General features: G+C 74.0%; 18 protein-coding genes. 12 read left to right on the top strand and 6 right to left on the bottom strand.

Annotation, left to right across the window (positions count from 1 at the left end; all coding sequences use genetic code 11):
• The first annotated feature begins 37 nt into the window (after positions 1 to 37).
• The 3 genes from ABT053_RS35760 to ABT053_RS35750 all read left to right on the top strand — a co-directional run bounded on the left by ABT053_RS35760 (position 38) and on the right by ABT053_RS35750 (position 3,409).
• Entirely contained in the window at positions 38 to 277 is a 240-nt protein-coding gene (locus ABT053_RS35760) for an acyl carrier protein (protein WP_350945978.1), read from the top strand.
• Positions 278 to 334: 57 nt separating this feature from the next.
• Positions 335 to 1,567 carry a beta-ketoacyl-ACP synthase II gene (fabF, locus tag ABT053_RS35755; protein WP_350975318.1) on the top strand — a complete coding sequence of 411 codons (1,233 nt, stop codon included), beginning with the start codon at positions 335 to 337 and terminating at the stop codon, positions 1,565 to 1,567.
• Positions 1,568 to 1,987: 420 nt separating this feature from the next.
• Positions 1,988 to 3,409: an acyl-CoA carboxylase subunit beta gene (locus ABT053_RS35750; RefSeq protein ID WP_350975316.1), complete on the top strand. Its 1,422-nt coding sequence runs from the start codon at positions 1,988 to 1,990 to the stop codon at positions 3,407 to 3,409.
• Between the two features lie 357 nt (positions 3,410 to 3,766).
• Here ABT053_RS35750 and ABT053_RS35745 read toward each other — a convergent pair whose 3' ends face one another.
• Entirely contained in the window at positions 3,767 to 4,261 is a 495-nt protein-coding gene (locus tag ABT053_RS35745) for a DUF3145 domain-containing protein (RefSeq protein ID WP_350975314.1), read from the bottom strand.
• Between the two features lie 205 nt (positions 4,262 to 4,466).
• On the opposite strand from ABT053_RS35745, the gene ABT053_RS35740 reads away from it, so the two are divergent.
• The 4 genes from ABT053_RS35740 to ABT053_RS35725 are packed head-to-tail and all read left to right on the top strand — an operon-like array spanning position 4,467 to position 9,397.
• Positions 4,467 to 5,534: a S8 family peptidase gene (locus ABT053_RS35740; protein WP_350975313.1), complete on the top strand. Its 1,068-nt coding sequence runs from the start codon at positions 4,467 to 4,469 to the stop codon at positions 5,532 to 5,534.
• A gap of 60 nt (positions 5,535 to 5,594) precedes the next feature.
• Positions 5,595 to 6,167: an RNA polymerase sigma factor gene (locus ABT053_RS35735; RefSeq protein ID WP_350975311.1), complete on the top strand. Its 573-nt coding sequence runs from the start codon at positions 5,595 to 5,597 to the stop codon at positions 6,165 to 6,167.
• Positions 6,164 to 6,628 carry a hypothetical protein gene (locus ABT053_RS35730; protein ID WP_350975310.1) on the top strand — a complete coding sequence of 155 codons (465 nt, stop codon included), beginning with the start codon at positions 6,164 to 6,166 and terminating at the stop codon, positions 6,626 to 6,628. Before ABT053_RS35735 ends, ABT053_RS35730 begins: the two co-directional genes overlap by 4 nt.
• Entirely contained in the window at positions 6,629 to 9,397 is a 2,769-nt protein-coding gene (locus tag ABT053_RS35725) for a CHAT domain-containing protein (RefSeq protein WP_350975308.1), read from the top strand.
• Positions 9,398 to 9,525: 128 nt separating this feature from the next.
• Here ABT053_RS35725 and ABT053_RS35720 read toward each other — a convergent pair whose 3' ends face one another.
• From ABT053_RS35720 to ABT053_RS35710, 3 genes are read right to left on the bottom strand one after another with little or no spacing between them, the layout of a single operon-like run.
• On the bottom strand, positions 9,526 to 10,362 hold the full coding sequence (locus tag ABT053_RS35720; RefSeq protein ID WP_350975307.1) for a sulfurtransferase: 837 nt from the start codon (positions 10,360 to 10,362) through the stop codon (positions 9,526 to 9,528).
• A gap of 46 nt (positions 10,363 to 10,408) precedes the next feature.
• On the bottom strand, positions 10,409 to 11,539 hold the full coding sequence (locus tag ABT053_RS35715) for an alkaline phosphatase family protein (protein ID WP_350975305.1): 1,131 nt from the start codon (positions 11,537 to 11,539) through the stop codon (positions 10,409 to 10,411).
• Positions 11,536 to 12,126 carry a DUF5998 family protein gene (locus ABT053_RS35710; protein WP_344747908.1) on the bottom strand — a complete coding sequence of 197 codons (591 nt, stop codon included), beginning with the start codon at positions 12,124 to 12,126 and terminating at the stop codon, positions 11,536 to 11,538. The genes ABT053_RS35715 and ABT053_RS35710 overlap by 4 nt, the downstream gene beginning before the upstream one ends.
• Positions 12,127 to 12,812: 686 nt before the next feature.
• On the opposite strand from ABT053_RS35710, the gene ABT053_RS35705 reads away from it, so the two are divergent.
• Positions 12,813 to 13,343 (top strand): hypothetical protein, encoded by a 531-nt coding sequence (locus tag ABT053_RS35705; protein WP_350975304.1) that lies wholly within the window; start codon positions 12,813 to 12,815, stop codon positions 13,341 to 13,343.
• Positions 13,344 to 13,473: 130 nt separating this feature from the next.
• On the opposite strand, the gene ABT053_RS35700 is transcribed toward ABT053_RS35705, so the two are convergent.
• The gene (locus ABT053_RS35700) at positions 13,474 to 16,137 is read right to left on the bottom strand and encodes a bifunctional acetate--CoA ligase family protein/GNAT family N-acetyltransferase (RefSeq protein ID WP_350975302.1); all 2,664 of its coding nucleotides are present in this window, start codon (positions 16,135 to 16,137) and stop codon (positions 13,474 to 13,476) included.
• A gap of 184 nt (positions 16,138 to 16,321) precedes the next feature.
• Between ABT053_RS35700 and ABT053_RS35695 the strand changes: the two genes are divergently transcribed.
• The gene (locus ABT053_RS35695) at positions 16,322 to 17,215 is read left to right on the top strand and encodes a carbohydrate kinase family protein (protein WP_350975301.1); all 894 of its coding nucleotides are present in this window, start codon (positions 16,322 to 16,324) and stop codon (positions 17,213 to 17,215) included.
• Positions 17,216 to 17,309: 94 nt separating this feature from the next.
• Positions 17,310 to 20,297, top strand: coding sequence for an ABC transporter substrate-binding protein (locus tag ABT053_RS35690; protein WP_350975300.1), 2,988 nt, complete (start codon positions 17,310 to 17,312; stop codon positions 20,295 to 20,297).
• 203 nt (positions 20,298 to 20,500) lie between these two features.
• Here the strand turns inward: ABT053_RS35690 and ABT053_RS35685 are convergent, their stop codons facing one another.
• Complete coding sequence (locus ABT053_RS35685) at positions 20,501 to 22,570, bottom strand: RecQ family ATP-dependent DNA helicase (protein WP_350975357.1); 2,070 nt, start codon at positions 22,568 to 22,570, stop codon at positions 20,501 to 20,503.
• 417 nt (positions 22,571 to 22,987) lie between these two features.
• Here ABT053_RS35685 and ABT053_RS35680 point away from each other — a divergent pair, with 417 nt between their 5' ends.
• Both ABT053_RS35680 and ABT053_RS35675 read left to right on the top strand, forming a co-directional pair.
• Positions 22,988 to 23,611, top strand: coding sequence for a GNAT family N-acetyltransferase (locus tag ABT053_RS35680; protein ID WP_350975299.1), 624 nt, complete (start codon positions 22,988 to 22,990; stop codon positions 23,609 to 23,611).
• 217 nt (positions 23,612 to 23,828) lie between these two features.
• Positions 23,829 to 26,321 carry a DNA gyrase/topoisomerase IV subunit A gene (locus ABT053_RS35675; RefSeq protein ID WP_350975297.1) on the top strand — a complete coding sequence of 831 codons (2,493 nt, stop codon included), beginning with the start codon at positions 23,829 to 23,831 and terminating at the stop codon, positions 26,319 to 26,321.
• Positions 26,322 to 26,500 lie beyond the last annotated feature (179 nt).

Raw genomic sequence — 26,500 nt, 5'->3', positions numbered from 1 at the left:
AAACCAGAAGAAACCGATCGCAAGGAGAACACGCGACATGGCTCTGACCGAGCAGGAGATCCTCGCCGGCATCGGCAAGATCATCAACGAGATCACCGGGATCCCGGCCACCGAGGTCACCCCGGAGAAGAGCTTCGTCGACGACCTCGACATCGACTCGCTGTCCATGGTCGAGATCGCCGTCGCCGCTCAGGACGAGTTCGGCGTCGAGATCCCGGACGACCAGCTCAAGCACCTCAAGACCGTCAAGGACGTCATCAACTTCATCCAGAACTGAGCCGTCCCGGCTTCTCCCTCCGACCGTTTTGACCAGCGATTCACAAGGAGCGCAGCAGTGAGTACAGGCCAGGTACGTGTCGTCGTCACCGGGCTCGGCGCGACCACGCCCCTCGGTGGAGACGTCGCCTCGACCTGGTCGGCGCTCCTCGCCGGTCAGTCGGGGGTAAGCACCATCACCGCCGACTGGGTCGACTCCGTCCCGGTGAAGTTCGCCGCTTTCTCCGCCGTGGACCCGACCGAGGTCCTGCCCCGGCCGGAGTCACGGCGGCTTGACCGGGCCGAGCAGTTCGCCCTGGTCGCGGCCCGGGAGGCGTGGGCGCACGCCGCGATCGACAAGGTCGACCCCGAGCGGCTCGGCGTCGTCGTGGGCAGCGGTATCGGGGGCATCACCACGATCCTCGCCGCCTACGACACCTTCAAGGAGAAGGGGTGGCAGCGGCTCTCACCGTTCACCGTCCCCATGCTGATGCCGAACGGCTCGGCGGGCTGGATCGGCATCGAGGTCGGCGCGCGCGCCGGCGTCCACGCCACGGTGAGCGCCTGTGCCACCGGCGCCGAGTCGATCGGGTACGCCATCGAGATGATCCGCTCCGGCCGGGCCGACGTGGTCGTGGCCGGCGGCACCGAGGCGGCCATCCACCCGCTGAACATCGGCTCCTTCGCCGCCATGCGCGCCATGTCCACCCGCAACGACGAGCCGCAGCGCGCCTCCAGGCCGTGGGACAAGGGCCGCGACGGCTTCGTCCTCGGCGAGGGCGCGGGCATCCTGGTGCTGGAGTCCGAGGAGCACGCCCTCGCGCGCGGCGCCACGATCTACGCCGTGGCCGCCGGTGTCGGCTACTCGGCCGACGCCCACCACATCGCGCAGCCCGAGCCCACCGGCGCCGGGGTGATGCTGGCCATGCGCCGCGTCCTGGAGGACGCCGGCATCACCGGCCAGGACATCAAGCACGTGAACGCGCACGCCACCTCCACCCCGGCCGGCGACGTGGTGGAGACGATGGCGATCAAGGAGGTCATCGGCGACCACCCCCTGGTCAGCGGCACCAAGTCGATGACCGGCCACCTGCTCGGCGGGGCCGGCGGCATCGAGTCCGTCTTCACCGTCCTCGCGCTGCACGAGCGTCGCGCGCCTGGAACGATCAACGTGGACGACCTCGACGACGGCGTGGAGGTCGACATCGTGCGCGACGAGCCGCGCGCGCTGCCCGACGGCCAGATCGCCGCGATCAACAACTCCTTCGGGTTCGGCGGGCACGACGTCGCCGTCGCCTTCACCACCCTCTGACGTCGCCTTCACCACCCTCTGACAGGGAGCCCGCGCCGGTCTCCCTCCCGTGAACACGAGCGGGGAGGCTCCGGCCCTTCACGGGCCGGGCCTTCCCGCCTCGCGGGCGAACGCTGTCCCGTTCATCTTTCTAGTCGCTGTCCCGATGGCTGTCCTGTTCACCGTTCCAGTCGCTGTTCCGGTGACTGTCCCGGTCACCGTTCCGGCCGCTGTTCCGGTGGCGGCGAGGGACGGGAAACCGGCCGGCGGTCTCGTACGGCCTCCACAGGCCTCACATCCCACCGGCCCACCGGCCCAGCGGCAGGTACGGCGGCCCGGCTTCCGACGCCGGGTGGCCGCGACCCTGCCACCACCGCGCGGCGACGCGCCGCGTTTCCCGCCCGGGACCGACATCCGGGATCTCCACGCTGGAGGTAGCTGATGACCGTGCTCGACAACAGGGTGGTGAGCGAGGAGTCCGGACAGGACCCTCTCGATCCCCGTGATCCCCAGACACGTCTCTCCGCCCTGCTCGACGAGGGCTCGGCGCGCCTGATCTCCCCGGTCGACCGCAGCGGCATCCTCGCCGCGACGGGCCGCGTGGAGGGTGTGCCGGTCGTCGCGTTCGTCAGCGACGCCCGCGTCCAGGGCGGCGCGATGGGCAGCGAGGGGTGCGAGCACATCGTGCACGCCTACGACGTCGCGGTCCGCGAGCGGGTCCCCGTCATCGGCGTCTGGCACTCCGGCGGCGCCCGTCTCGCCGAGGGCGTGGAGTCGCTGCACGCGGTCGGCCGCGTCTTCGCCGCGATGACCCGCGCCTCCGGCGTGGTGCCGCAGCTGTCCGTGGTCGTCGGCCCCGCCGCCGGTGGCGCCGCGTACGGCCCGGCGCTCACCGACATCGTGATCCTGGCCGACGAGGGGCGCATCTTCGTCACCGGTCCCGACGTGGTCCGCAGCGTCACCGGCGAGCAGATCGACATGGCGGGCCTGGGCGGTCCCGAGCCGCACAGTAAGCGAAGCGGCGTCGTCCACGTGGTCACCAAGACCGAGACGGACGCCTACGCGCAGGCCCGCCGCCTGGCGGTGCTCCTCGGCCATCAGGGCCGGGTGCGCGCCGAGGTCGAGGAGGTCGACTTCTCCGGCCTGCTGCCCGAGAACGTGCGCCGCGCCTACGACGTGAAGCCGCTCGTCACCGGCCTGCTCGACGAGCCCGGCGTGGAGCTGCACGCCAAGTGGGCGCCCAACGTCGTCACCACCCTGGGCCGGATCGGGGGCCGGACCGTGGGCGTGGTGGCCAACAACCCGCTGCGTCTGGGCGGCTGCCTCGACTCCGCCTCGGCGGAGAAGGCCGCGCGGTTCGTCCGGATGTGCGATGCCTTCGGGGTGCCGCTGGTCGTCCTGGTGGACGTCCCCGGCTACCTGCCGGGCGTCGGCCAGGAACACGACGGCGTGGTCCGGCGGGGCGCCAAGCTCCTGCACGCCTTCGCCGAGGCCTCCGTACCGCGGATCACCCTGGTGACCAGGAAGGCGTACGGCGGCGCCTACATCGCGATGAACTCCCGCTCGCTGGGCGCGACCAGGGTGTTCGGCTGGCCGACGACCCAGATCGCGGTCATGGGCGCGGTCGCCGCGGTCCGCGTCCTCAAGCGCCGCGAGCTCGCCGCCGTCCCCGAGGAGGAGCGCGCCGCCCTGGAGGCCAAGCTCGCCGAGGAGCACGAGATCCTCGCCGGCGGCCTCGACCGGGCGATCGAGCTCGGCGTGATCGACGAGGTCATCAAGCCCGAGGAGACCCGGGGCGCCATCGCCAGGGTCCTGGCCCAGGCGACCCCCGCCAGGGGCGCCCACGGCAACATCCCTCTCTGACGGTCGTCCGACGAGCCCTCGCCGGTCCCACCGGCGGGGGCTCACCCGTTCTCCCGCCGCCCTTCCCCCGCGGCGGGAGAGGTCTGCGCGCGGTGACGCCGTCCCCCGTCCCTCGAAGCCGGACGGCTCACGGGAGCCGTGCGCACGAGTCCCGCGAAGCGAACGCTCGCGAGGGCATCGCCGTGGGCTACCCCCGTCCCGCCGGAGACGGCCGCGCGAACGATCGCGAGGGCATCGCCGTGGGCCACCTCCGTGCCGCCGGAGACACCGAAGACGGCCGCCGGGCACGTTCCAAACCCGTGTCCGGGGCGGCCGTCCTCCGCGAGAGGGCGGACCGGGTCGGCGGGACGGGCCCGATCAGACGGCGGCGTGCAGCCAGCGGACCGGAGCGCCCTCGCCCGCGTAGCGGAACGACTCCAGCTCGGCGTCCCACTGCTTGCCCAGCAGGCGGTCGAGCTCCTCCTCCAGCACCACCCGGCCCTGGCGGGCCATCAGCATCGCGGAGCGCAGCCGGTCCTCCGGGACCAGGATGTCGCCGTTGGCCCCGACCACGGCCGTGAAGGCGCCGAGGGAGGGGGTGTAGGCGTGCCGGGTCCCGTCGGCACCCGGTGAGGCGTCCTCGGTGATCTCGAAGCGGATCCGCTGCCAGCCCATCAGCGACGAGGTGATGGCCGCCGCGGTACCGACACGGGCCTCCCACTCGGCCTGCGCGCGCACATGACCGGGCGCGGCCGGCTGCGGCGTCCAGGTCAGGTCTACGGGCACGCCAAGGACACCTGCGACCGCCCATTCAATATGAGGGCACAGCGCAGGCTGAGCCGAGTGGACGTAAAGCACGCCACGAGCAGACACCGGACCTCCCGTTTCGTACGAGGTGCGCCTTCCCCAACGGCCTCATACCAGGATGATCACAAGTGACTGAAGGAGAGACTACCGTCGGTTGTGACGCCGCACCAGAGGGGGGTCATACCGAGATGTTGCGGCGCGGACAATTGGCCGGGGCATCCTCGGGCATGAGGAAAACCCCACGAACTGGTGATCGCCCCCGGAGGACCAGATGAATACCGGTATCGAACGGGTCGAACCCATTCCCGGTTCACCCACCCTGATCAGGAAGGGCCAGCTGCTCACCGACGCCTCGGGCCTCGTGGCCACCGCCCGCTGGGCCGACGCCGTCACCGAGACCGGGGGAATCTACCGGGTGCGGCTCTCACCGGGCGTGGACGTCTGCGACCTCGTGGCGTCGGTACGGGCCCGGGGCGTCCGGGCCTCCCCCAACCACGTCCTGACGGGCCAGCCGCTCTACTTCGGGGGCCCGGCCTCCCGCCCCTTCCCCAGCGCCGCCCTCCCGGCTCCCGAGCCCGTCCCGGCCGGGCCCCCGGCGAGCGCCGTGACGGTGGCGCTCGCCGACACCGGCGTGGCGGAGCACCCCTGGTGGCAGGAGAGGCCGTGGTTCCTGGAACGGGGACGGGAGGCCGCCGAGACCCCCGACTCGGACGGCGACGGCGAGCTGGACCTCCAGGCGGGGCACGGCACGTTCGTCGCCGGGCTGATCCTGCGCTCGGCCCCGCTCGCGCACCTGCGGCCGATCCGGGTGCTGGACGGCCACGGGGTCGGGGACGAGGCCGGGCTGCTGCACGTCCTGGGACGGCTGCGGGCCGAACCGCCCCGGGTGCTCAACCTGTCCTTCGGCGGGCACACCTTCGACGACCTGCCCTCCCCGCTCGTGGAGACCGCCCTGGAGGGACTGACCGGCACGGTCACGGTCGCCTGCGCGGGCAACACCGCCTCCGACCGCCCCTTCTGGCCCGCCGCGTCCCCCGGGGTGATCGCCGTCGGGGCGCTGGACGCCGGAGGGGAGGCGAGGGCCCCGTTCTCGGCGTACGGCCCGTGGGTGGACGCGTGCGCCCGCGGCGAGTGGCTGTCCAGCACCTTCCTGGAGCACGGGGCGTTCCAGGGCTACGCGCGCTGGAGCGGGACCTCCTTCGCCACCGCCCTGGTGAGCGGGGCGATCGCCGCGGCGTGCGCGGACCGGCCCGCCCAGGAGGCGGTGAAGCACGTCCTCGCCCCGTCGGGAACCAGGCGGATCCCCGATTTGGGAGTCGTCGTGCCCACGCCCGGCTAAAGTCTCACCCAAAGTCTTCACGCGAACACTCTGAGTGTTCTACGCGGTCATGGAGGTGCGGTGGGCGACCAGCACACGCTTGACGCCATCCTGGTGGACGACCAGGCGGCCTGGGACGAGCTGGTCACCCGTTTCCAGGGGCTGCTGTGGTCGGCCGCGCGCGCCTACGACCTGAGCCCGGCGGACGCCGCCGACGCGGTGCAGGGCACCTGGCTGCGGCTGCTGGAGAGCCTGCACACCATCCGCGACCCCGACAGGATCGGCCCCTGGCTGTTCACCACGGCCAAGCGCGAGGCGTCCCTGCTGAGCAGGCGGCACCGGGGCGAGCGGCTGGTCGCCGACCCCGCGGACGCCGAGCACGCGCACCCCGCCCCCGCCTGCGCCGGGCACGCCCACGCCGATCCCGCGCTGGCCGTGCTGAGCGCCGACGAGGGCCGCCGCCTGTGGCAGGCCGTCGACGAGATGCAGGAGCCGTGCCGCTCGCTGTTCCGGCTGATGGCCACGGCCCCCGACGCGGGCGTCCACCAGCTGGCCGGGCGCCTGGGCATGCCCAGCGGCAGTTACGGCCCCACCCGGGGCCGCTGCCTGAACCGACTCCGCACCCTGCTCACCGCCCGGGAGGCGACACCGTGACACGACATCCGACGGCGATCGACGACGAGTCCCTGATAGCCGCGCTGCGCCTGGCCTCGGGGAGTGACCCGGTGCCCGCGCGGGTGACGACCGCCGCCCGCGCGGCCTTCGGCCTGCGGCTGCCCGAGGCCACCACGGCCCGTCCCGTGGCCACGCCCGTGCCGCGAGGCGTCCGGTCCGCCGAGGAGCCCCGGCTGCTGAGGTTCACCGCCGGCGGGCTCACGGTGGAGCTGGAGGTCACCTCGCTGGACGGCCTGGTCGACCTGGCGGGCCAGATCTCCCCCTGTCCCGAGGCGGGCACGCTGGTCGAGGTCCGCACCCTGCACCTCACCGAGTCGCGCGCGCTGTCCCCGACGGGCCAGTTCGCCGTCACCGGCCTGCCGCCGGGCTGGTTCAGCGTGGTGTGCCACCGGCCCGAGGGCTCCCCCGTGGTCACCAGCTGGACCCGGATCCGCCCGTAGGTGACCGCCGACGAGGCGCTCGCCGCCGCCGAGCACGCGGTCGACCTCTCGGGCAGCGACCCGGCCCGCGCCCTCGCGCTCGCCCGCACCGTGCTCACCGCGCTCGCCGCGCTTCCGGCGTCCTGCCGGGAGGCGGTCGGCCGGGAGACGGTCGGCCGGGAGACGGTCGGCCGGGAGACGGTCGGCCGAGAGGCGGTCGGCCGAGAGGCGGTCGGCCGAGAGGCGGTCGGCCGGGAGACGGTCGGCCGGACCGGCCCGGCGGGTGCCCCGAGTGGCGTTCAGAACGGCGGCACGCCGACCGACGGCGTCCCGGGGCGTGGCTCGGAGGATGGTTCACCGGTCGGCGATGCCCCGGAGCGTGGCTCAGGAAGTCACGTACCGCTCGGCGACGCCCCGGAGCGCGATTTCGAGGGCGGTCCCGACGGTGGCGCGATCGCGGGCCGGGTCTCGGGGTGCGGGCACTGCGAGGCCGAGGCGGTGGCGCACCGGGCGCTGGCGGTGGCGGCGCGCGAGCTGGGCGACCTTCCGTTCGCCGAGGAGCGGCTGCGCCGGGCGGTACGGATCGCGCTCTCGGCGGGGCTGCCGCACCGGGCGGCCCAGGCACGGCTGTCGCTGGTCCACGTCCGCACGGAGCTGGGGCACCCGGAACAGGCGCTGGCCGTCGCCGCGGACGCCGAGCCCGGCCTGACCCCGGCCGAGGTGGGCAAGCTCGGCGTGCACCGGGCCGTGGCCCTGGCCCGGCTCGGCCGCTACCGCGAGGCCGTCGACCACTGCGACCGGGCCGTTCCCGTCCTCGGCGGCGACGTCAGGTTCCTCGCCGGGGCGATGCTGAACCGCGGTCTCGCACGGGTGTTCCTCGGGGAGTTCGGGGCGGCGGAGGCCGACCTGAGCCGGTGCGCGGAGCTGGCGAGAGACTCGGGCCTGGAACACGTCCTCGCGCTCGCCGAGGGCAACCTGCCGTTCCTGGCGGCGCGGCGCGGTGACCTGCCCGCCGCGTTCAGCGCCTACCGGCGCGCGGAGAGCATCCTGGTCGGCTTCCCGGAACGGCTGGCGACGGTGCGGTGTGACCTGGCCGAGGCCCTGGTCGGCGCCCATCTGCCCGGCGAGGCGCGGGTGCTGCTGGAGATGGCCGTGCCCGAGCTGGCGGCGGCGGGCGCCGGCACGGCCCTGGCCGAGGCCCTCCTCCTGCTCGCCAGGGTCGAGCTGCGCACCGGCGATCCGCGCCGCGCCCGGGAGAGCGCGGAGCTCGCCGCCCGCGAGCTGGCCGCGCAGGGGCGGACGGTGCTGGTCCCGGTCGCCGACGAGATCGTCCTGCGGGCCCGGCTCGCGCTGGACCCGCCCACGGCGGAGCTGCCCGCGGCGATGCTCTCGTGCGCCGACGCCCTCGACGCCGCCGGGCACGGGGACACCTCGGCGGCGCTCAGGCTCACCGCCGCCGAGGTGTCGCTCGGGCTGGGCGACCGGCCGTCCGCCGAGGACCAGCTCGCCCTCCTGGCCCGCCCGGGCCGCGGGGTGGTCGCCCTCCAGGCGACGGCGCTGCGACGGTCCCTGGCGGGAGACCGCAGAGGGGCGTTCGCCGCGGTGCTGGCCGGGCTGGCGGAGGTGGGCGCGGGGACGAGAACGTTCGAGGATCCGGTGGTACGCGCGCACGCGGCCAGGGCCGGTGAGCCGCTGGCCGGGTTCGGGCTGGCCCTGGCCATGCGGACCGGGCGGGGCCGCGCGGTCCTGGCCTGGGCCGAGCGGTGGCGGGCGGTCACCGGGGGCGCCGGCCGCCCGCTCGCGCCCGGCCTGGCCGCGCTGCGGGCGGCGCTCGGGGAGTCGGTCCTGGTGGAGTTCGTCCGCCACGAGGGTGACCTGGCCGCCGTCGTGGTCACCCGGGACCGCGTGACGCTGCGCCGCCTCGGCCCGTTCCCCGCCGTCGCCGAGGCCACCGTCCGCCTCCGGTACGGGCTGCGCAGGACGCACCTGCTCGACGGGAGCGCCCCCGAGCCCGGCGCGGAGGCCGCGGAGCTGGAGCGGCTCCTCTTCGGCCCGCTGCGCGACCGGCTGGGCGACCGGCCGCTGGTGGTCGTGCCGACGGGGACGCTGCACACCCTGCCCTGGCCGTTGCTGCCGATGAACGCCGACCGGCCGGTGACCGTGGCGGCCAGCGCCGCCGCCTGGCTGGCCGGATGGCGGGTGCCGGCCGTACGGGACGGCAGGGGGGCTCCGGCGCCGGTGGCGGTGGCGGGACCGGGGCTGCGGTGCGCGGAGGCCGAGGCCCGCATGGTCGGCGAGTGCCATCCGGGGACCGAGCGGGTGGCGGCGCGGCGGGCGGAGGTGATGGCGGCCCTGGAGCGGGCCGACGTGGCCCACCTGGCCGCGCACGGGATGTTCTCCCCGCGCAGCCCGCTGCTGTCGAGCATCGACCTCGACGACGGCCCGCTGATGGCGTACGACCTGCTGCGGCTGCGCACCCCGCCCGCGCTGGTGGTGCTGTCGGCGTGCGACGCGGGGATGGCGCACGCCCCCGCGGACGGGGCGCCCCTGGGGCTGGCGGGCACGTTCCTGTCGCTGGGGACGCGGTGCGTGGTGGCCAGCCTGGTGCCGGTGCGCGACGAGGAGACGCTGACGCTGATGACCGCCTTCCACGGGGCACTGGCCGCCGGTGACCCGCCCGCGCGGGCGCTGGCCCTCGCGAGCGGGAAGACCGGCGTGGCGGGCTTCGTCTGCTTCGGGTACGGGGACCTGCCGGCGGCGACCGGCCCGGAGGAACCGGCCGGTAGGTGAGGAGCGGCCGGTGGACGGCGACCGGCCGGGAGAGGCCGGTCATCCGGAGCGGCCGGTGGGGCTGACCGACTCCGAGGAGCCGGTCAGCCGGTGACGGCCGGCCGGGAGGCGTCGGCCGTCCGGGAGGGTCAGCCGGTGGCGACCGGGCGGGAGGGGTCGGTCACCCAGTCGGACCACGACCCGACGTAGAGCGCGGCCGGGATGCCGGCCACCTCCAGGGCCAGCACCTCGTGCGCGGCCGTCACGCCGGATCCGCAGTAGGCGCCGACCTCCACTCCGGGGACGACGCCCAGGGTGTTGAAGCGTTCGCGCAGGAAGTCGGGCAGATGGAAGCGGCCGGAGGGGTCGACGTTCTCGCCGGTGGGGGCGCTGACCGCGCCCGGGACGTGCCCGGCGACCGGGTCGATCGGCTCGACCTCGCCCCGGTAGCGCTCGGCGGCGCGGGCGTCGAGCAGCACCCCGTCGGCGGCGAGCTCGCCGGCCCGCGCGGCGTCGAGCACCGGCATCCCGCCCGGCCGCGCCTCGAAGTCCCCGGGCTCGGGGCGGCCCTCCTCGGTGGAGACCGGCAGGCCCTCGGAGACCCAGGCGCGCAGGCCGCCGTCGAGGACCCGCACGTCGGGGTGGCCGAAGTAGCGCAGGAGCCACCAGGCGCGGGCGGCGGCCGCGGTGGAGTCGGCCCCGTCGTAGACGACGACGGTCCGGGAGCCGGACACGCCGAGCCGGCGCATCGCCTCCTGGAACGCCTCGGCGGAGGGCAGCGGGTGGCGGCCCCCCTCGCCTCCCGGCCCGGGGTGGGCCGCGAGGTCGGTCTCCAGGTCGCAGAAGACCGCGCCGGGGATGTGCCCCTCGCGGTAGGAGTCGATCCCGGCCGGGCCCGCGGGCAGGACGGCGAGCTTCCAGCGCACGTCGAGGACGCTCACCCCGGACAGGCCCGCCAGCTCGGCGGGGGTGATCAGCGTGCTCATCGAATACCTCCAGCGTGAAGATCCCGGCTTGGGCCGTGGGGGGATGTCAACGGGTGCTGACCTCGAGAAGGGGGACGTACTGCTCGGCGGGGGTCAGCGAGCCGTGACAGCCGAGGAACCCCGCCTCGTGCGGCTCGGCGACCGAGGCGACGATGGCGCAGTCGGTGTACGGCACCGCGAGGACGTCGCCGATCCTGGGCAGCCACTCCGGGCGGATCTCGGGCCCGAACCAGCCGGACTCGACCGCCTCCTCCCGGGACACCACCCACGCCTTCCCGGCGAGGACGTCGCGCCAGGTGTCGAGGACCGCCGCCGAGGCTCCGGGGGCGGTGTAGAGGTGGCGGGCCCTGGCCTCCCCGCCGAACAGGGTGACGCCCTCGCGCAGCTCGGGGAGGGTGTCGACGTCGACGCGGTCGGCGACGTTGATCATGCCGTGGTCGGCGGTGACGTACATCGCCGAGCCAGGGGGGAGCGTCTCCGCCAGCCGCTCGGCCATCCGGTCGACCAGGGCGAGCTGGCCGAGCCAGGCCGGGGAGCCCCAGCCGGTGAGGTGGCCGGTGGAGTCGAGGTCGCCGTAGTAGACCGAGACGTGGGCCCGGGGCCCGGCGGCCAGCGCGCGGCGGACCCCGGCGATCCGGTCGTCGACCTCGTCGGCGCCGACGAAGCGCACGCCCCGGTAGACGGCCCGGTTGAAGCCGGTGGTCTCGAACTTGGCCGGGCCGACGTAGCTGACCGGGACCCCGGCCGCCGCCGCGCGCTCGTAGACGGTCGGGGTGGGCTGCCACTCATCGGGCTCGACGAGGGGGCCCGGGGCGGTCCAGCGCAGGCAGTTGAGCAGGTATCCGGCGCCGGGCACGGCGAGCTGGTAGCCGAGCATGCCGTGCCCGCCCGGCGGCATGCCGGTGCCGAGGGTGCCCAGGCTGGTCACGGTCGTGGCGGGGAAGCCCGCGGTGAGCACCCCGCCGGACACCCCTCCGGACAGGGAGGACAGGAACGGCGCGACGCCGGGGTGGGCGCGGAGCAGCTCGGCGCCCATGCCGTCGACGAGGAACAGCAGGACCCGCCCGGCCGGGACGAGGCCCAGCGGGTTGTCGCCGTCCACCCCGACCGCGGCGAGCAGCGAGGAGGACAGGTCCGCGAGCGAGGCCGTCCCGTACGCGGGGACCAGGGGGTTCACGAGGCGGTGCGGGCGGTGGCCTCCGACAGTGCCTTGGCGAAGGCCAGCACGTGGGAGACGGCCTCCGGCCCGTCGGCCGCCTCGCTCACCCGCAGGGAGAGGTCGTCGGCCGTGATCGCGCCGGTGTATCCGTGGTCGGCGTCGCAGTTCTCGTCGCCGCAGGTGGCCGGCTCCAGGTCGACGTGGGAGATGGCCCCCCAGCCGATGGTGAGCGTGACCTCCGTGGGCGGCACTCCCGGCACGTAGGAGGCGGGATCGGGGACGACCCGGGTGACCGCGACCGACTGGATCCGGCTGAGGCGCACGGCCTCGGTGGTCGTGGAGGCGTGGGACGCCGACACCCCCTCCACCGGCGGGTGCTCGTCGGTGTGGCAGACGAGCAGCCGCGTCGGGGAGAGCACCAGCACGGTGACGTGCCTGCGCACCTCCATGGCCGGGTCGAAGGTGGCCTCGTGGTGCACGACGTAGGCGCCCACCTGCTCCTTGCCGAGCGCGGAATCGACCGCGTCGGCGACCAGGTCGGGATAGTAGCCACTGCGGTCGATGGCGTCGCGCAGGCCGGCGGACGAGAGTCGGGTTTCCCTCATGGGTCCATCCTGCCCTGTCCGGGGCAGCGCTTTCACCGGGAGCACGTGAGCTTCGGCCCGCGGTGCAAATCGTGATGCGGCCCGCCATCGGCTTCTTCCGGCCGGGAAAGCCCCATCGGAGGTGATCCAGAGGCCGCCGGAAGCCCTTCCCGGCCCGTGGTTTTACCCTTCGATCGGTTTCGCGTGATCGCATCGGGGTTACCGGGAGCAGTAGCGGTGGCGTGCGCGTGCCGTACCGAACAGGGGTAACGGGCGATTCTCCGCATTCCCCGCCTTGTTTGACATATCCGGGAATGCTTCTCGCCGTGCCGGAAAACAATGCCGGAAACGGTGATTCCACCCGCAATCGGGGGCGAGGGAATATGGCCGGTGAAGACACGGATTCAGCAGGACGAGACGGGGCGGCACGACCGGATTCGGTGGAACGAGGCGGGGTGACGCGACCGGGTCCAGCGGAACGAGGCGGGGTGACACAGCCGGATTCAGCCGGACGAGGCGGGGTGGCGCGGCCCGATTCGGCGGAGCGAGGCGGGGTGACGCGGCCGGAATCGGCGGAGCAAGGCAAGGTGACGCGATCCGATGGCGAGGCGGTACGACCCGATAGCGGGGCGGCACGACCGGATTCAGCGCGGCGGGTCCGGCCCGCGTGGCGGGCCTGGCTCTCGCGCCTCGTGGCGGCCGTCCCGGTGACCGTCGTGACGGCCGCCATGACCACCGCCGCGGCGACCGCCGTGGGCCCGGCCGCCTCGGGGACGCGCCTCCCCCGCGACCTGATCCTCACCACGGTTCACGACGGCCCGTTCGAGGCGGGCGGCGCCGGAACGTTCTCCATCGACATCACCGCGGCCCCCGGCTACGCCGGGATCACCGGTCCGACCGAGGTCACCTATCTCTTCCCCTCCGGCCTGACCCCGGTGAGCGCCTCGGGTACGGGCTGGAAGTGCCGGATCACGGCCGGGATCGTCGGCTGCGGTACGCGTGACCTGGCCGCCCCCGGCTTCCAGCTTCCCCGGATCACGGTCGGCGTGACCGTGTCGCGGGACGCCTCGGGGACGCTGACCGCGTCCGGCAGGGCCGTCCACACCGCCCAGGACCGCATGGGCGGCCGCGTGGACAGGACCGCCCCCGGCGCGGAGACCGCGATGGAGACCGGTCCCGCGCCCGCCACCGTCGCCAGCACGGTCCAGATCGTCTCCGCGACCCCGCGGACGGACTAAAAGGTTCCGTCTCGCGCCATCGGGCGGATCGAAGGAAGCCCCTCGCGCCCACCGGCGACCGGCGGCACGCCCGGACCGGTGACCCCGCGACCCCGCAAGCCCGGTGAGCCGGTGAGCCGTGGGAGACGGCCTAACCGAGGCGCCGGGGGCCGCCGTCGGGGCGCGGGCCCTCGTGGCTGCGGAGCACGGCGCGGGCGCCCAGCACGATCACCCCGGACTCCCCCACCAGCACCGGGTCGAGGGTGAGCCGCGCCACCTCGGGAAGGTCGTCGGCCAGCCGCCCGAGCCGGATCAGCAGGTCCTCCAGGGCCTCGACGGCGACCGGCGGGTAGCCGTACTCGCCGAGGAGGAGGGGCGCGGCGCGCGGCGACCGCACCAGTGCCGCGGCGTCCTCGCGGGTCAGCGGGGCGAGCCGGTACGCCTCGTCGCGCAGCAGCCGGGCGGTGATCTCGCCGAGCCCGAAGGAGACCACCGCGCCGAAGGCCGGGTCGTCCATCACCCCGGCCACGGTCGGCACCGCGGGCTGCGGGGCCATCCGCTGCACCGTGAGCACGGCCTCCGGTTCGAGCTGGCGCGTCAGGTCGGCGTAGGCGTCGCGCACCCCGTCTGGGCCGGACAGCCCGAGGCGCACGGTCCCGGCGCGCATGGCCGCCTCGGGGCCCGCCGCCTTCAGCACGACCGGCCAGCCGAGCCTCGACGCCGCCTCGACGGCCTCCTCCGGCGACTCGACCGTCTCCGACGGCCAGACCTCCACCCCGTAGCAGGCGAGCAGCTCCGAGGCGTCGATCCTGGCCGGGGCGTCTCCGAGCGTCGCGAGCACGAGGTCGCGCGCGGCCCCGGTGTCGACGCCCTCGATCTCCTCGGGCACTCCCGCGGGCCGCTCCAGCCAGCGCGCGTGCCGTACGACGTGGGCGAGCGCGCGGACCGCCTCCTCGGGCGCCGCGTACGAGGGGATGGAGCCCCGGCCGGGCACGGTGCCGGTGCCGGTGCCGGTGCCGACCCGCAGCTCGCCGAGCATGCCGATCCTGCCCTCGAAGGTGGCCAGCACCGGCTTGCCGCAGTCGCGGGAGGCGCGCAGCAGCTCGGCGGCGACCTTCGCGCCGTCGCCGGGGATGGGCGGCATGTAGATCGCGACCACGGCGTCCACGTCCGGGATCACCGAGGTGAGGGCCTCGCCGAACTCCTCGGGGCAGGCCCGCGCGCCGAGGTTGACCGGTGGCCGGGGCTCCAGGCCCACCCGTACGCAGGCGTCGGCCGCGAGGAGCGCCATCGCGTCGGAGTTACTGACCAGGCCGACCCTGGACCCGGCGGGCAGCGGCTGGTAGGCCAGCAGCTGCGCCACGTCGAACTGCTGGATCAGGTCGTCGACCCTGATCACCCCCGCCTGCTCGAACAGCGCGCTGAGCGCGGTGTCGGGCAGGCCGAGCACGGGCGCGGCGTGGCCGGTGGGCACGTCCTGGGTGGTGCCGCCGCTCTTGACGACCACGATCGGCTTGCGGCGCGAGATGCGCCGCGCGAGGCGGGCGAACTTGCGGGGGTTTCCCAGCGACTCCAGGTAGAGCAGGATCACGTCGGTCCGCGGGTCCTCCTCCCAGTACTGCAGCAGGTCGTTGCCCGACACGTCGGCGCGGTTGCCCGCGGAGACGAACGAGGAGATGCCCATGCCGCGCTGGGCCACCCGCTGCAGCAGCGCGGTGCCCAGGGCGCCCGACTGGCTGAAGAAGCCGACCCGGCCGAGCCCGGGGAGGGTCGCGGCGAGGGTGGCGTTCAGCCGTACCGCGGGGTCGGTGTTGGCGACGCCGAGGCAGTTGGGGCCGACGACCCGCAGGCCGTACGCGCGGGCGATGCGCGCCAGCTCGTCCTGCCTGGCCCGGCCCTCGGGGCCGGTCTCGCCGAACCCGGAGGAGACCACGATCAGCCCGCGCACGCCCTTCTCCGCGCACTCCTTGACCACCTCGATCACCCCGTCGGCGGGTACGGCGAGCACGGCGAGGTCCACCTCTCCGTCGATGGCCGTCACGCTCGGGTAGGCCCGCACCCCCGCGAGGGCCCGCGCCTCGCGGTGCACGGGGTAGACCGGCCCGGCGAAGTCGGCACCGAGCAGGTTGCGCAGCACGGTCTGGCCGATGCCGCCCGGCTCGCGGCCCGCTCCCACGACCGCCACCGAACCCGGGGAGAGCAGCCGTTCGATGGAGCGGGACTCGGCGCGGTGCTCGCGGGAGGCGGTCACCTCCTGCGCGGTCTCGGTCGGGGTGAGGTCGAGGGTCATCCTGACCACGCCGTCGGCGAAGCGGCTCTGCGCGGTGTAGCCGACCTGCTTGAGCACCGCCATCATCTTCTGGTTGGCGGGCAGCACGTCGGCGACGAAGCGGGCGATGCCCTTCTCCCTGGCGGTGGCGGCGAGGTGTTCGAGGAGCACCGAGGCGACCCCCCGGCCCTGGTGGGCGTCCTCGACGAGGAAGGCGACCTCGGCCTCGCCGGGCTCGATCCGGTCGTAGCGGATGACCGCCACCATCTCGGTCCCGATCGTGGCGATCAGCGCCACGCGGCTCTCGTAGTCGACGTTGGTGAACCAGGTGATCTCCCGCTCCGACAGCCTCGGCCGGGGACCGAAGAAGCGGAAGTAGATCGACTCGTCGGACAGCCGGCCGTAGAAGGAACGCAACCGGTCGGCGTCGGCGGGCCGAATCGGGCGTACGTGGGCGGTGCCGCCGTCCGACAGGACGACGTCCGCCTCCCAGTGAGCGGGATACTGAGCAGCCTCCACAGTCCCGAGAGTAGACGCGAATCTCATCTGACAGACCACCCGGACGGATTCACGCAACGCTTGTGCATCGACTCTGGTCCGGTGTCCGGTCAAGACCCCATACGCTGGCCGGAAGCTGTTAAGTTTTTCGCGGTTAGAGGCACGACCAGAGGTATGGCTTGAAGCATGTCTAGAGGCACGTCGGCATCGAAGGCAGCAAGGTGGTGACATCATGACGCGGGTGGTCGTGGTGGGCGATCTCATGACCGACGCGGTCGCGCGGGCTCGCTACCCGCTGGCCAGGGCCAGCGACACACCGGCGATCGTCACCATGCACGGCGGTGGTTCGGGTGCCAACATCGCCTCCTGGCTCGCCGTCGAGGGCACCGAGGTCGCCTTCATCGGGCGGCGCGGCGCCGACATCACGGGCCGTAACCGCGACATGGAATTGATGGGCTACGGCGTCGACGCCCGCCTCGTCATGGACCCCGAGCGCCCGACCGGCACCTGCGTGGTGCTCGTCACCCACAAGGGCGAGCGCACCATGCTGTCCGACCCCGGCGCGAACGCGGCCCTGTCCCCCGAGGACCTGCCCCGCGACCTGTTCTCCCAGGGCGGGCACCTGCACCTGTCCGGCTACACCCTCATCAACGAGGGTTCCCGCGACGCCGGCATGGCCGCCCTGGAGATGGCCCGCCGCTCGGGGATGTCCGTCTCGGTCGACTGCTCCTCCTCCGCGCCGCTGGAGCGCACCGGCGCCGAGCCCTTCCTGGAGTGGACGCAGAGCGCCAAGCTGCTGTTCGCCAACGCCGACCAGGCCAAGGTCCTCACCGGCCGCGACGACCCCGGCGCCGCGGCCAAGGTCCTCACCGCCTGGTTCCCGCAGGTCGTCGTGAAGCTCCGCGACGAGGGCGCGCTCTGGTACGCCAACAACCGCCCCGACCCGATCAGGGTCCCCTCCGAGCCGGTGGAGCGCGTGGTCGACGGCACCGGTGCCGGTGACGCCTTCACCGCCGGTTTCCTGCCCGCCTGGCTCGGCGGCAAGCCCCCGGCCGAGGCCCTCGCCTCCGGCTGCCACCTCGCCTCCCGGGCCATCTCGCACCTGGGCGCCCGGCCCCGCCTCTGAACCCCCCTCGAAGGGTGTTTCCGGATTTTCCGCTCCTGCCGGGGATCCAATACTGTGGCCGGACCATGTTCGCGGCGACCCCCTGGAGTGACGCATGCCGGAGCCCCGCCCCCTGCGGCCGGGTGACCCGGAGCGGATCGGCCCGCACCTGCTGGTCGGATTCCTCGGCGAGGGCGGCCAGGGCGTGGTCTACCTGGCGCGCACGCCCTCGGGAGAACGCGTCGCGCTCAAGGTGCTGCACGCCAGGCTCTCCGACGACGCGCACGCCAAGCGGCGCTTCCAGCGGGAGGCCGACGCCGCCCGGCGGGTCGCCCCGTTCTGCACCGCCCGGGTGCTGCAGGCCGACGCCACCGGCGACCGGCCGTACATCCTGAGCGAGTACGTCGACGGCGAGTCGCTGCAGCAGGTGGTGTCCCGGGAGGGCCCGCGCGAGGAGTACGCGCTGTTCAGGCTGGCCGTCGCCACCGCCACCGCGCTGTCCGCGATCCACCGCGCCGGGATCGTGCACCGCGACCTCAAGCCCAGCAACGTCCTGCTCGGGCCCGACGGTCCCCGCGTCATCGACTTCGGCATCGCCAAAGCGCTGGACTCCGCGTACAGCCTGACCACGGACCTGGTCGGCACGCCCGCCTACATGGCGCCCGAGCAGTTCCACGAGCAGGAGGTCGGACCGGCGGGCGACGTGTTCGCCTGGGCGGGGACCATGGTGTTCGCGGCGACCGGGCGGCCGCCGTTCGGGCTGGGCAACCTGGCCGTGGTGATGCGCCGCATCCTCGTCGCCGAACCCGACCTGTCCGGGGTGCCGGAGTCGCTGCGCCCGCTGCTGGACGCCGCCCTCACCAAGGACCCCCGGTCCCGGCCCGGCTCGGCCGACGTGCTGGACATGCTGCTGAACGCGTCCGGAGGTCCCGCGCCGGCCTCGGGAACGTTCCCTCCCCCCGCGCCGGGATCCTCCGCGCCGGAGCCCTCCGCCGGGGGTCCGGCACCGGCAACGGCTCCCCCTCCGCGCCGCGCGCCGGGGTCCTCCGCCGCGTTCCCGGCACCGGCTCCCCTGCCCGGCCGCGCACCGGTCCCCGCCCGATCCCCCGCCCCACCCTCCGCGCCTTCGTCGTCCTCCGCGCCCTCCCGGAAACCGCCCTACGCGCCCTCCCGGGAATCGCCCTCCGTGTCTCCCCGGGAATCGTCTCCCTCGTCTTCCCGGAAACCGTCTCCCGCGCCTTCGCGGGAATCGTCCCCCGCGACGCCCTCCACCGGGTTCTCCTCGCCGTCACCCGGCCGGTTCGCCCGGTTCACCCACCTCGCCCGCCTCGCCGGTACGGCCGGGCGTCCCCGGATCCTCGCCGTCCTCGTGACCCTGGGGGCCGCCTGCGTGCTGGGCGTCGCCACCTGGCTGGTCCTGCCGTCCGGCGAGCCCGCCGCCGTCCCGCGGGTGACGCCGAAACCCGCGCCGACCGGCTTCGACGCCGCCTCGGCCTCGGTCGTCAACCCATCGGCGCGCAAGGGCGGCACGATGCGGTTCGGCGCGGGCTTCGTCGCCGACTCCTTCGACCCGGGCAACACCTACTACCCGTCGCTGTGGAACGTCGCGCGGCTCTACGGGCGCTCGCTGACGATGTACCGGCCCGTCCCCGGCGCCGGGGGCCGGGAACTCGTGGGCGACCTGGCGGAGGGCCTCGGCGTGCCCAGCGACGGGGGCAGGACGTGGACGTACCGGCTCAGGGAGGGCCTGAAGTACGAGAACGGCACGCCGATCGTCGCCGCGGACGTCAAGCACGCGGTGCTCCGCGCGATCGGCAAGGACACGCTCAGCCGGGGCCCGTACCACTTCGAGCAGCTGCTGAACCTGCCCTCGGGCTACCGGGGCTACTTCGCGTCGCCGAAGGCCGACACCGACGGGGCGATCCGGACCCCGGACGACCGGACCGTCGTGTTCCACCTCAGGAAACCCCACGGGGCGTTCGACCACGTCGCCCAGGTCCCCCAGACCATGCCGGTCCCCGAGGCGAAGGACACCGGCGCGGCGTACGAGAAGCGCGTGCTCTCCTCGGGTCCCTACAGGTTCGAGAGCGCGGAGCCGGGCAAACGGCTCGTCCTGGTCCGCAACCCCCACTGGTCCGCGGCGGCCGACCCGAACCGCCGGGCGCTGCCCGACCGCTACGAGATCACCTTCGCCATGAAGCAGGACGCCGTCGACAAGGGCCTCGTCTCCGGCGACCTCGACCTGGACCTCGACTCGGGCGCGAGCGCGAACCTGCCCGAGCGGATCGCGGCCGACCCCGCGCTCAGGGCGCGGGCCGACGCGCCCACGATCGGATGGCTGCGGTACGTCGCGATCAACCCGCAGGTGCTGCCCTTCGACAACGTGGCCTGCCGCAGGGCCGTGTTCGCCGCGGCGGACCGGGAGGCCCTGCGCGACGCCTACGGACGCGGCCTGCGCGCGGGCACGATCGCCACCGGGCTGCTCCCGCCGACCATCTCCGGGCACCGCCCGCTAAACCTGTACCAGACCGGCAAGGGCGACGTGGCCGGGGCTCGCGGGCAGCTGGCCGCGTGCGGGCGGCCCGGCGGCTTCGCGGCCACGATCGTCTTCCGGGCCGCGCAGCCCGCCGAGCGCAAGGCCGCCGAGGCGCTGAGGACGGCCCTGGGACGCGTCGGGATCCGGCTCACGCTCAGGGGCATGTCCCAGGCCGACCACACGGCCCAGCACGGCGGCAGCCCCTCCTTCCTGAGGAAGGAGAAGATCGGCCTGTCCATCCGGGCCTGGACCGCCGACTGGCCGGAGGGCGGCAGCTACCTGCCGTACCTGGCCGACAGCCGGGAGATCCTGGAGGACGGCCTGTCGTTCAACGTGAGCGTGCGCCTGCCCGAGGCCGACTATCTCATCGACCAGGCGGGCGCCGAGCTCGACCCCGGCCGGCGCGAGGAGTTGTGGGCGCGGGTCGACCGCACGGTCATGGAGCAGGCCGTCGTGCTGCCCGTCCAGTGGGACACCCGCGTCCTGCTCCGCGGCAAGCGCCTGACGAACGTGCACGTCAGCCACGCCTTCTCCGACTACGACTACGTCGGCCTCGGGCTTTCCTGAGGGGCGCCCGCCTGGGCTCGCGCCTTCCTGAGGCCGCCTTCTCCCGAAGGCCGCGCCCTCCTGGGAGCGGCGCCTCCTTGAGAATCACGCATTTCCGAGGACCGCGTCCCTTCCTGGAGACCGCGCGCTCCTGGGAGCCACGCCTCCTCCTGACCGGGCTCCCGTCGGGCACCCGACCGGTACGTCGGGCGCCCGACCGGCCCCTAGCTGGTGACCGCGAGGGCGAGGGGCAGCACGGCCGGGGCCCCGGCGTGGCGGAGCATCGCGGCTCCCAGCGTCATCGTCCAGCCGGTGTCGACCAGGTCGTCGACCAGCAGGACCGGGCCACCGGCCCCGGCGACGGCCGGGCCCAGGGCGGCGGGCATGGCGAGGGTGCCCCTGATCGCCTGGACGCGCTGCGCGCTGTTGAACTGCCGCCCCGGCGGGCCCGACCGGTAGCCGAGATCGCCCAGGTAGGACAGGCGCCCCACCTGGGCGAGCCGCTCGGCCAGGCTGCGGACGAGCTGGGGGCGGCCGCTCGAAGGCACCGCGACGACGCCGACCGGGCGCTGGGCCCACTCCCAGGACGACAGCACCTTGATCACGGCGGCGAAGACGTCGTCGGGGACCGGCCCGTCGGGGGCGCCGTCGGCGAGGAGGCCGCGCAGCCGGTTGCCCCAGCCGATGTCGGTGAGCCTGCCCAGCACCCTCCCCGGCTCGGCGCCCAGCTCCGGCTTGATCCGGCCTTTGAGGTCGGCCAGCCCGGTCGGCCACTGCCTGCGGGCCTCGATGTCCACCCCGGGCCGCTGGAGCCGGTCGGCAGCCGACCGTACGGCCCCCTCGTCCACCTCGGGCGAGCGGTGGACGCCGGTGCAGTTGTCGCAGCGCCCGCAGGGGGAGGCGGTGTCGTCGTCGAGGCGGCGGCGCAGGAACTCCTCGCGGCAGCCGGTGGTGTCGAGGTAGTCGAGCATGGCCCGCTGCTCGGCCTCGCGCTCGGCGGCGACCCTGGCGTAGCGCGGGGCGTCGTACGCCCAGGGCTCGCCGGTTGACTCCCAGCCGCCCTTGACCCGGTGCACCGCGCCGTCGACGTCGAGGACCTTCAGCATGGTCTCCAGGCGGCTCCGGCTGAGGTCCACCCGGTTCTCCAGGGCGGCCGTGGACATCACGCCGCCCTCCTCCAGCGCGGCCAGCACGGTGCGCACGACGGGCTCGGGCGGGAAGGCCAGCGAGGCGAAGTAGGCCCAGATGTCGCGGTCCTCGGCGCCGGGCAGCAGGATCACCTCGGCCCGCTCGACCCCTCGGCCCGCGCGGCCGACCTGCTGGTAGTAGGCCACCGGGGACTGGGGGGCGCCGACGTGCACCACGAAGCCGAGGTCGGGCTTGTCGTAGCCCATGCCGAGCGCGGAGGTCGCGACCAGTGCCTTGATCTTGTTGTCGAGCAGCGCCTGCTCGGCGGCGAGCCGCTCGGCCTGCTCGGTCTGCCCGGAGTAGGCGATCACCTCGTGGCCCTGCTCGCGCAGGTAGGCGGCGATCTCCTGGGCGGCGGCCACGGTGAGCGTGTAGACGATGCCGGAGCCGGGGAGCTCGTGCAGCGCCTGGGCGAGCCAGGCCAGCCGCTGCTCGGCGCCACGCAGGCGCACGACCCCGAGGTGGAGGCTGTCGCGCTCCAGCGCGCCGCGCAGCACGAGCGTCTCCTCGCCCATCTGCTCGGCGACGTCGCGGGTGACCCTGGCGTTGGCCGTGGCGGTGGTCGCGAGGATCGGCACGCCCTCGGTGAGCTCCTCGAACATCGTGCGCAGCCGCCGGTAGTCGGGGCGGAAGTCGTGGCCCCAGTCGGAGATGCAGTGAGCCTCGTCGACCACGATCAGGCCCGCGCTCTCGGCGAGCTCGGGCAGCACGTGGTCGCGGAAGTCAGGGTTGTTGAGCCGCTCGGGGCTGACGAGCAGCACGTCGACCTCGCCCTCGGCGACCTGGTTGTAGACCTGCTCCCACTCCTCGGGGTTGGCCGAGTTGACCGTGACCGCGGTGATCCCGGCGCGCTCGGCGGCGGCGATCTGGTTGCGCATCAGGGCCAGCAGCGGCGACACGATCACGGTCGGCCCCTCGCCCAGCTCGCGCAGGAGCGCGGTGGCGATGAAGTAGACCGCCGACTTGCCCCAGCCGGTGCGCTGCACCACGAGCACCCGGCGCCGGTCCATGACCAGCGCCTTGATGGCGGCCCACTGGTCCTCGCGCAACCGGGCGTGCTCCCCGGCGAGCGCCCGCAGCCGCTCCTCGGCCTCTTCGCGCAGCATCAGCTCTTCGCTCACCCGGTCATTGGTACCAGGTCTCGCCGACTGTTTTTCCCCGGTACGGCATACACGGGCGGCACATGCCGTGTCCGAGGGGGACGCGGGGCCCTTGCGCACGCCGTACCGGACGGGGGCGAGGGGAGCCCGGGGAAAGCGACCGGCGGGCTTCCCGGGGCCCGGCGCACGCGCCGTACCGGACGGAGCCGAGGGGGTGATCGGCGTGGTTCCGTGCGCCCGGCGGATGCGCGGAGGGTGCCCGGAGGGTGCGCGAGAGTGCCCGGAGGGTGCGCGGAGGGGCTTCGTGCGGTGCCATCGGGGGGCCGTCAAGGGGCTGCGGCCCGTCTCACCGGCGCCACCGGACCCGTGGCGCCCGGAGCTGCGGACCTGACGGGCTCCGAGCCGTGATTTGATGCATCCACTATGGACGTCACCACCTGGTACCTCGAACAGACCTCACGCTCGGACCTGCTGCCCGCCAAGCCTCCGTCGGTCGAGGTCGACGTCGTGCGCGCCGAGCTGCCCTCGCCCGAGTTCAGCCGGTTCCTCACCACGGCCGTCGGCGGAGACTGGCACTGGACCAACAAGCTGCCGTGGACCTGGGACGAGTGGGCCGACTGGCTGGCCGGAGGCGTGGAGACCTGGGTGGCCTACCACCGCGGCACCCCCGCGGGCTTCGTCGAGCTCGACCCCCAGGACGACGGGGCCGTCGAGATCACCTCCTTCGGCCTCCTGGCGTGGGCGATCGGCAGGGGCGTCGGCGGTCACCTGCTGGAGATCGGCGCCGCCAGGGCCTGGGACCTGGCCGACCGGCAGCCGGAGCGGGAGCCGACCCGGCGGGTGTGGCTGCACACCTGCTCCCTCGACAGCCCGGTGGCGCTCGCCAACTACAGGGCGCGCGGCTTCAGGGTCTACGACACCAGGGTGAACGTGCCCGGCGACGAGCACGAGGGCGAGACCCCCGGCCCCTGGCCGGGCGCGGGCCCCCGGACCCGTGCCCTCCCCGGCGCCCCCGCCGCCCTCGGCGCCGCGCCGGAACGGCCCTAGCAGCCCCGGGCAGGCCGGGGAAGGCCCGGAAGTGTCGGATGGGCTGGGTATGGTATCGAGTCTCGGTATGATGCCCGGTCGCCCCCGTCACCGGTCTCCCGCCGGACATTCCGGCCAAGGCTCCCCGGGGAGCCCGCGCCAACGGTTGGACCACGAAGACAGAAGGAGGATGCGCCTCCCCCCGGCCTGACGGCCGGGCGCGCGCGCAGGAAATCAGATGGCTCGACGGACGACCACACCCCCGACCGACGAGGGCTTCGAGGAGCGGATCGTCGACATCGACGTTTCCACCGAGATGCGCACCAGCTTCCTCGAATACGCATATTCGGTGATCTACCAGCGTGCGCTGCCCGACGCCAGGGACGGCCTCAAACCGGTCCAGCGCCGCATCCTCTACTCGATGAGCGAGATGGGCCTGCGGCCCGACCGGGGCCACGTCAAGTCGTCGCGCGTCGTCGGCGACGTGATGGGCAAGCTCCACCCGCACGGCGACACCGCCATCTACGACGCGCTGGTCCGCATGGCCCAGCCGTTCTCGATGCGCCTGCCGCTCATCGACGGGCACGGCAACTTCGGCTCACCCGACGACCTGCCCGCCGCGATGCGTTACACCGAGGCCAGGCTGGCCTCGGCGGCGATGGCCGTGGTCCAGTCGATCGACGAGGACACGGTCGACTTCAAGCCCAACTACGACGGCCAGGAGACCGAGCCCACGGTCATGCCGTCGGCCTTCCCCAACCTGCTGGTCAACGGTGCCACCGGCATCGCGGTCGGGATGGCCACCAACATGGCGCCGCACAACCTCGTCGAGGTCGTCGCCGCCGCCCGCCATCTGATCAAGAAGCCCGACGCGACGCTCGACGACCTGATGCGGTTCGTCCCCGGCCCCGACCTGCCCACCGGCGGCACGATCATCGGCCTCGACGGCATCCGCGACGCGTACGCCAAGGGCCGGGGCACCTTCCGGATGCGCGCCAAGTGCGCCGTCGAGCAGGTCAGCCCGCGCCGCAAGGGCATCGTCGTCACCGAGCTGCCCTTCAACGTCGGCCCCGAGCGCGTGGTCACCAAGATCCGGGAGCTGGTCACCGCCAAGAAGCTCCAGGGCATCTCCGACCTCAAGGACCTCAGCGACCGGCACAAGGGCCTCAGCCTGGTCATCGAGATCAAGAACGGCTTCATCCCCGAGGCCGTGCTGGAGGAGCTCTACCGGCTCACGCCGATGGAGGAGACCTTCGGCATCAACAACGTCGCCCTGGTCGACGGCGAGCCGCGCACGCTGGGCCTGCGCGAGCTGCTCCAGGTCTACGTCGACCACCGCATCGACGTGGTCCGCCGCCGCTCGCTGTACCGCAGGCGCAGGCGCGAGGAGCGGCTGCACCTCGTCGAGGGTCTCGTCGTCGCCCTGCTCAACATCGACGAGGTCATCCAGGTCATCCGCTCCTCCGACAACTCCGCCCAGGCCCGCGAGCGCCTGACGGAGGTCTTCGAGCTGTCGGAGATCCAGGCCAACTACATCCTCGACACCCCGCTGCGCCGCCTGACCCGCTACGACAAGCTGGAGCTCGACCGCGAGAGCCAGACCCTGCGCGACGAGATCGCCGAGCTGACCGCGATCCTGTCCTCCGACGACAGGCTCCGCAAGGTCGTCTCCGACGAGCTCGCCCAGGTCTCCAAGACCTTCGGCACCCCGCGCCGCACGGTGCTGCTGGAGTCCTCGGGGGTCGCGAGAAACGTCTCGGTCCCCCTGGAGGTGGCCGACGACCCCTGCCTGGTGCTGTTCTCCTCCACCGGCCTGCTGGCCCGCACCTTCGACGCCTCGCCGCTGGCCGGTGAGGGCGACCGCTCGGCCCACGACGTGCTGGTCTCCGCCGTGCGGAGCACGGTCAGGGGCGAGGTGGGCGTGGTCACCAACCAGGGGCGGATGATCCGGGTCCAGGTGGTCGACCTGCCCACGCTGCCCCGCTCGGCCAACCCGCCGTCGCTGTCCGGCGGCCACCCGGTCGCGGAGTACGTCACGTTCAACCCGGGCGAGACGGTCGTCGGCATCGGCTCGCTCGATCCCGACGGGCCCGGCCTGGCGCTGGGCACGGCGCAGGGGGTGGTCAAGCGGGTCGTCCCCGACTACCCGGCCAACCGCGACGACTTCGAGGTGATCACCCTCAAGGACGGCGACGCGGTGGTGGGCGCGGTGGAGCTGGAGAGCGAGGAGCACGACCTCGTCTTCATCACCTCCGAGGCCCAGCTGCTGCGTTACTCCGCCTCCGTCGTCCGCCCGCAGGGCCGTCCCGCGGGCGGCATGGCCGGTGTGCGGCTCGACGGCGACGCCGTGGTGATCTGGTTCGGCGCGGTCGACCCGGCCCGCGAGTCGCAGGTCGTGACCATCGCCGGTTCCTCGACGGCGCTGCCCGGCACCCAGATCGGCGGCGCCAAGATCTCCGACTTCGCCGAATACCCGCCGAAGGGCCGGGGCACCGGCGGGGTCCGCGTCCAGCGGTTCCTCAAGGGCGAGGACGTCCTGCTGCTCGCCTGGGCGGGTCCCGGCCCGGCCCGCGCGGTCTCGGCCGTCGGCAAGCCCGTGCCGCTGCCCGAGGAGCTGGGCCGCCGTGACGGCTCCGGCGTACGGCTCACCCACACCGTGTCGGCCGTGGGCGGCGCCCTCGGCGCCGGAGACGGCGGGGAGGTCTCGGCGGCTCCCGCCCCCGAGGGGTGACATCCGTCCACGACGGAGCCCCGGGGCCCCCGCCACGACGGCGGGCCCCGGGGCTCCGTTCTGAGATCACCCGAGACGGCCGGCGGGCCGCGAGGGCCCTTCGCGGGGCTTCCGGCCGTACGGCCCCGACCTCACGCGGGGCGGCCACCCGCCGGGGCCGTCGCCGGACGGCCGGCACG

The organism is Streptosporangium sp. NPDC002524, from assembly GCF_040295985.1.
GTDB lineage: Bacteria > Actinomycetota > Actinomycetes > Streptosporangiales > Streptosporangiaceae > Streptosporangium.
The sequence above is the reverse complement of the archived record's forward strand: the minus strand, read 5'-3'. Positions and strand labels throughout refer to the sequence as shown.

Bases quoted from the DNA above. Each gene is read 5' to 3' on its own strand.
- ABT053_RS35760 (WP_350945978.1), top strand. From the start codon at position 38: ATGGCTCTGACCGAGCAGGAGATCCTCGCCGGCATCGGCAAGATCATC.
- ABT053_RS35750 (WP_350975316.1), top strand. From the start codon at position 1,988: ATGACCGTGCTCGACAACAGGGTGGTGAGCGAGGAGTCCGGACAGGAC.
- ABT053_RS35740 (WP_350975313.1), top strand. From the start codon at position 4,467: ATGAATACCGGTATCGAACGGGTCGAACCCATTCCCGGTTCACCCACC.
- ABT053_RS35720 (WP_350975307.1), bottom strand. From the start codon at position 10,362: ATGAGCACGCTGATCACCCCCGCCGAGCTGGCGGGCCTGTCCGGGGTG.
- ABT053_RS35710 (WP_344747908.1), bottom strand. From the start codon at position 12,126: ATGAGGGAAACCCGACTCTCGTCCGCCGGCCTGCGCGACGCCATCGAC.
- ABT053_RS35700 (WP_350975302.1), bottom strand. From the start codon at position 16,137: ATGAGATTCGCGTCTACTCTCGGGACTGTGGAGGCTGCTCAGTATCCC.
- ABT053_RS35695 (WP_350975301.1), top strand. From the start codon at position 16,322: ATGACGCGGGTGGTCGTGGTGGGCGATCTCATGACCGACGCGGTCGCG.
- ABT053_RS35690 (WP_350975300.1), top strand. From the start codon at position 17,310: ATGCCGGAGCCCCGCCCCCTGCGGCCGGGTGACCCGGAGCGGATCGGC.
- ABT053_RS35685 (WP_350975357.1), bottom strand. From the start codon at position 22,570: ATGCTGCGCGAAGAGGCCGAGGAGCGGCTGCGGGCGCTCGCCGGGGAG.
- ABT053_RS35680 (WP_350975299.1), top strand. From the start codon at position 22,988: ATGGACGTCACCACCTGGTACCTCGAACAGACCTCACGCTCGGACCTG.
- ABT053_RS35675 (WP_350975297.1), top strand. From the start codon at position 23,829: ATGGCTCGACGGACGACCACACCCCCGACCGACGAGGGCTTCGAGGAG.